This is a genomic window from Mucilaginibacter sp. P4_G9, assembly GCF_056400985.1.
Window position 1 is genome coordinate 1 of the sequence record NZ_JBFUKF010000346.1, and the last position, 5,232, is coordinate 5,232.

Sequence of the window (5,232 nt, forward strand, 5' to 3'; positions counted from 1 at the left end):
AAGCTCGGTCACTCTGAAAGTATCTAAGCTTATAAGCGCGGTAAACCATTATGATGGTCCCCAATGAATGTTTTTTGCAAAGAGTGACCGTCCCAAACTCGCAAACGGGCTCTGGTCGGCCCCAAGGGTTTATACGGGGTATGTAGCTTGCTCTGTTTTTTTGCAAGACTAACCTTTAGCAGCTATATAATCAACAAGTGTCATTACTGTTTTTTCCAGTTCAAGCTGGTAGTTACTCGCAATGACGGGTAAGAGGTCTATGCGCAAAATACATACTAACAATCAGAAACTTACAATTACGTCATTATAAAGATCCGAAGATAACCAACTGCTGGGTACTCATTAATACCAATAAAAACACAACATTAATAATCCTAAACTACACAGATCGGATTTGCAAAGCTGCTCTGCAAGTCGGGGCTTGCTTTACACCTACCCATGACGATCTACTTGTCTATTTTTTAAACACTACCCTAAGCGGGATAAGGTTCCCCGAAAAATCCGATTTTATTGAAAATCTGGCATTTTATTAAAAAACTTAACACACTGACCATCAGCATAAAAGTGTTTCCATACCCTATTTCACCAAAACTTAAAACGCTGACAATCAACACCAAGGTGTTCCACACCGTTCCAGTGCGTTCCACCGTTCCGTTGGAACGGTAAATCAGCGTAAAGTCCTGAAATAGGTTTACCCTTTGGGTGAATAGTCCTGTGTTTGATTTAACAGTCTTCCATCAATCTAATGTCATCTCTACATTATTAATTGGAATATCGGGAAAAGTCGATATATCTTTGTGGCATGGATCAGTTGGAGATTTTTAAAGCATTATCGAACAAAGCCAGGTTGCAAATACTGCAATGGCTTAAAGAACCCGAAAAAAGTTTCCCCGAACAGGAAGGCGGTTTTGAAAACGGGGTTTGCGTGGGACAAATCCAGCATAAATCAGGGCTCACCCAATCTACCATTTCCGAATATTTAGCACTCATGCAACGTACCGGCCTGGTTACCGCTACCCGCGTTGGCCAATGGACCTATTACAAACGCAATGAAGAAGCATTTGCAGCCCTGAGCAAACTGGTTGAATCGGAATTATAAACAAGCATTTACCATCTAAATACATATACAATGAGCACAAATAGCACTTTGTTCAGGCCGTTTAGCCTGAAATCATTAAATATCAAAAACCGCATAGTAATGGCGCCTATGACACGTTCATTTTCGCCAAACGGAGTACCAACTGCAAGCGTTGCAGCTTATTACCGCAAACGTACCGAAGGCGAAGTAGGTTTAATTTTATCTGAAGGCACTGTAATTGACCGCGTTTCATCATCAAACGATGCCAACATACCACATTTTTATGGCGAACAGGCATTGGCCGGCTGGCAAAATGTAATTGATGGTGTACATGGTGCCGGTGGCGCTATGGCGCCACAGATCTGGCACATGGGCATAATGGACAACCATCATTCGGGCTGGGTTCCGTCACAACCATTTGAAGGGCCATCAGGTTTAAACAAGCCGGGCAATTACAATGGCAATACCATGACCGATACAGATATTGCCGATACCATTGCCGCATTTGGCCGTGCGGCTGCCGACGCCAAAAGGTTAGGTTTTGATTGCGTGGAGATCCACGGCGCACATGGTTACTTAATTGACCAGTTTTTTTGGAATGAAACCAACAAACGTACCGATATATACGGTGGTAAAACCCTGGCCGAGCGCAGCCGTTTTGCGGTTGAAGTAATTAAAGAAGTAAGGAAACAGGTTGGTGATGATTTTGCCATTATCATCCGCCTATCACAATGGAAACCTGCTGAATATAATAACCTGCTGGCTAAAACACCACAGGAACTGGAAGCATGGTTAAACCCTTTGGCCGATGCCGGTGTAGATATTTTCCATTGCTCGCAACGCCGTTTCTGGGAAACCGATTTTGAAGGATCGGACCTGAACTTTGCCGGCTGGGCAAAAAAGGTAACCGGTAAAGCAACAATCACCGTTGGTTCGGTTGGGCTGGATGGCGAATTCCTTAGCGCATTTGCAGGTGCAAGCTCGAACCCAAGCTCGTTAGATGAATTATTACGCCGTATGGACCGTGGTGATTTTGACCTGGTAGCTGTTGGCCGCCCATTATTGGCAGACCCTCATTGGGTACAAAAAATCCGCGAAGAACGTACAGATGAATTAAAAGGCTTTAGCAAAGAAGCTTTGATGGAGTTGGTGTAATTTTAAACAAGTCGTGCCGAAATAAATTCGGCACGACTTATTTAATATAATTATCCTTTATAAACCCCAAACATTTGCTCAATAGCCTTCTCCCTAAAGGCGAATATTTTGCTAACCTCTTTCCCTACATAAACGCTATTGACCATCTGCCCGAAAACACCGTATGGGATGGCATAATGTAAAATATCGTTCATCTGCACACCGCCTTTTATCTCTTTAAAATGGTGCTGGTGATGCCACATTGCATAGGGACCAAAGCGTTGCTCATCCACAAAGTACTGTTTATCGGCAACGTGCGTGATCTCGGTCATCCAATTCATTTTGATGCCCAACAAGGGCGATATCTTGTAGGTGATGATCATCCCGGTGTACACCTTTGCATCCGCGGCATAATCAGATGTTACTACAAATCCCATCCCGGGCGGCGTTATCTTAGCCAGGTTAACCGGCGACGAAAAAAAATCCCAGGCCTCGTCCAAACTGATGGGTATCTTTTGTTCGGTTTTTAAAGCGTATGTTTTCACTGACGGATCGACAAATTAAATACTCATTTATTTTACTTTATCTTTCAGTAGTGCCAATTGGCAAATCTCGTCTTGACCATTCACTCCATGAGCCAACATATAATTTAGGGCCGCTAATACCAGCGTACTCCATACCCAAAAGCGTATGGCAGGCCGTAACACCCGATCCGCAGTGAACAATGATATCCTCATGGATTACATTGCCAATCTCTTCATCATAAATTTTACGCAGGGCCTCGGCAGGCAAATATTTACCGTCAACATCAAGGTTAGTAATATAAGGCAGGTTATACGCACCGGGGATGTGACCTGCTATCAGGTCGAGCGGTTCGGTTTGGCCTAAATAACGCGGGCTTTCACGTACATCAATAACAATCCGGCCCGGGTCATGTGCTGCAGCGCCAACCTCATCAATAACAACTGTACCCTGGTAGCCACCGGCTACAGGATATGGATCAACCGCTGTTGGTGTATATTCTTCTGTACTTAGTTCAATATCGGCGTTTATAGCAGCTTGCAGGCCGCCATTTAATACCTGTACATTTTGATGACCAATAGCTTTCAGCATCCACCAGAAACGGGCGCCACCAAAAGCCGCAGCCTTATCATCATACACAACAACATGGCTATCGGGTGTTATACCTAATTTGCCCAGCAGGGCTGCAAAATCATTAATATCGGGTAAAGGGTGCCTGCCACCAATAGCAGCATCGGTAACGGGGGCTGCCAGATCCCTGTCCAGGTCAACATAAGCAGCATTTTTAAGGTGACCGGCGAGGTAGCGGTCATGGGTGTCTTTCCCGGCGCGGGCATCGATAAGTATAGTGTTCGGGCCGGCGATAGCCGGATCGTTAATTTCAATTAGTGGCGACATAGTTTTTTCGATCTGTAGTAAAGACCAAATATAAATACACCGCTTTGTGTTTTACGCTTTTTACTGCACTATTTTATTGGCGCAGTAGGAGCTTGCAAAAGCCTCGGGTTTAGCCTTAAATACAAATCCCATGCTCAGGATATAACCCATTGCCTCGTGCAGCGCCTGGTTCGATTTAAACATTGGGTTGGTATTAATGTCGGCATGTACTTCCAGTTCCACATCATACAGGTCGAGCAGATCGCAAAGTTTGTAAGCAATGTCGATGGATTTTTGCACCTCGCTCAGCATCCGTTCCTTGATGCTCATTTTTTGCGACGTTCGCTCCTGGTGAATAAACATAAAAGCGCCGCGCTGCTCGCGCACAAAAACAATAACTGTAGCAAAATCAGTTACGGTGCCCTTAACCTGCGAATCGGTTCCGATACATACTTTAAGCTTGTTACCAAGGTTGGCTTCGCGTTCAATTGCCCTTTCAACCTCTTCCATAATGGGCGATTGGATCACCTCACCGCTGAACTTTCTCCAGGTCATAAAAATTGTTTTAAGTTAATTTTAGCCGACCCACTTTATAGGTCTATAAAAATAAGCGATAACGTTTCATATAAACGTAAACAGACTGTAATTTATTTGTTAACATTTGGCTGAATATCAACATATAACGGGATTTTTTAATACGATGTAGGGATTGGGCAGAATTTACAGGATTTTTTTGAAGAGCAGAGGAAATCGGACATGCAGATATGCAGACTGGAAATGGATACGCAGATGATGTCTGGAACCCGAATTTTCCACTGGTTGCTTGTGGAAAATAAAAATTCAGAAATTCCTGAATTCGGAAAATTCGACAAATTCCGGTTCAGAAAACAAGAGAGAAATTATTTATGGAACAGGAAAGGACATCATCTGCACATCAAAAAATCCAATTCTGTAATCGTGTTTAATCCTGTAATCGTGCCCTAATCATATTCTCCGCCTCAAGCACCAGATCTTCAACAGACCGCCCCGCGGGTTCAATTGGCGAAAGCACCTCCCAGGTCATTGCCGTAAAAGTATTGAGTGGGTACTGCCCGTATTGGATCATTTTCCAGGAGTTTTTTATGGCGATGGGTACCAGCAGGGCTTCGGGGCATTTTTTTAGTATGGTGGCTATTCCGCCAACCTGGAATGTTTTTACAGTACCATCGGTTGAGCGGGTACCCTCCGGGAATATCACTGCCGACCATTTATTCTCCTTCATCCGCTGGGCCAGTTTTACAATTTCGCCGATGGATTGCCGGCCGTCTTTACGGTCAATATTAGCGCCGCCGCCATGCCTCAGGTTGTAGGATATAGAGGGTATACCTTTGGTAAGTTCAATTTTTGATATAAACTTAGCGTGGTATTTGCGCAGGTACCAGATGAGGGGTGGTATATCAAGCAGTCCCTGGTGGTTGGCCAGAAAAATGATAGGTCGCCCAAGCGGCAGGTTTTGTTTATTAATAAAGGTAACTGTATTCCCTAACAGGTATATCGAACGCAAAAGGAACAGGTTCAGGATATCAACCGACCTTTTATGTGCCGAATAACCGAAAAAACGAAAGCACACCCACTGTATAGGT

The 5,232-nt window shown here is 44.2% G+C and carries 6 protein-coding genes; 2 read left to right on the top strand and 4 right to left on the bottom strand.

Annotated elements, in window-relative coordinates; all coding sequences use genetic code 11:
* The first annotated feature begins 802 nt into the window (after nucleotides 1-802).
* A complete protein-coding gene (locus AC1DPZ_RS21300) occupies nucleotides 803-1,099 on the top strand; it encodes an ArsR/SmtB family transcription factor (RefSeq protein ID WP_477407208.1) in 297 nt (98 codons plus the stop codon).
* 30 nt (nucleotides 1,100-1,129) lie between these two features.
* Nucleotides 1,130-2,233, top strand: coding sequence for an NADH:flavin oxidoreductase (locus AC1DPZ_RS21305; RefSeq protein ID WP_477407210.1), 1,104 nt, complete (start codon nucleotides 1,130-1,132; stop codon nucleotides 2,231-2,233).
* 50 nt (nucleotides 2,234-2,283) lie between these two features.
* On the opposite strand, the gene AC1DPZ_RS21310 is transcribed toward AC1DPZ_RS21305, so the two are convergent.
* The 4 genes from AC1DPZ_RS21310 to AC1DPZ_RS21325 form a co-directional block, all read right to left on the bottom strand.
* Entirely contained in the window at nucleotides 2,284-2,757 is a 474-nt protein-coding gene (locus AC1DPZ_RS21310; protein WP_477407212.1) for an SRPBCC family protein, read from the bottom strand.
* A 37-nt stretch (nucleotides 2,758-2,794) separates the two neighbouring features.
* The gene (locus AC1DPZ_RS21315; protein ID WP_477407214.1) at nucleotides 2,795-3,631 is read right to left on the bottom strand and encodes a sulfurtransferase; all 837 of its coding nucleotides are present in this window, start codon (nucleotides 3,629-3,631) and stop codon (nucleotides 2,795-2,797) included.
* 60 nt (nucleotides 3,632-3,691) lie between these two features.
* Nucleotides 3,692-4,165 (bottom strand): ribonuclease H-like YkuK family protein, encoded by a 474-nt coding sequence (locus AC1DPZ_RS21320; protein WP_295717807.1) that lies wholly within the window; start codon nucleotides 4,163-4,165, stop codon nucleotides 3,692-3,694.
* Nucleotides 4,166-4,571: 406 nt separating this feature from the next.
* Nucleotides 4,572-5,232 (bottom strand): lysophospholipid acyltransferase family protein (locus AC1DPZ_RS21325; RefSeq protein WP_477407216.1); only part of this gene is annotated, 661 nt, incomplete at its 5' end.

Bases quoted from the DNA above. Each gene is read 5' to 3' on its own strand.
- AC1DPZ_RS21300 (WP_477407208.1), top strand. From the start codon at position 803: ATGGATCAGTTGGAGATTTTTAAAGCATTATCGAACAAAGCCAGGTTG.
- AC1DPZ_RS21305 (WP_477407210.1), top strand. From the start codon at position 1,130: ATGAGCACAAATAGCACTTTGTTCAGGCCGTTTAGCCTGAAATCATTA.
- AC1DPZ_RS21315 (WP_477407214.1), bottom strand. From the start codon at position 3,631: ATGTCGCCACTAATTGAAATTAACGATCCGGCTATCGCCGGCCCGAAC.
- AC1DPZ_RS21320 (WP_295717807.1), bottom strand. From the start codon at position 4,165: ATGACCTGGAGAAAGTTCAGCGGTGAGGTGATCCAATCGCCCATTATG.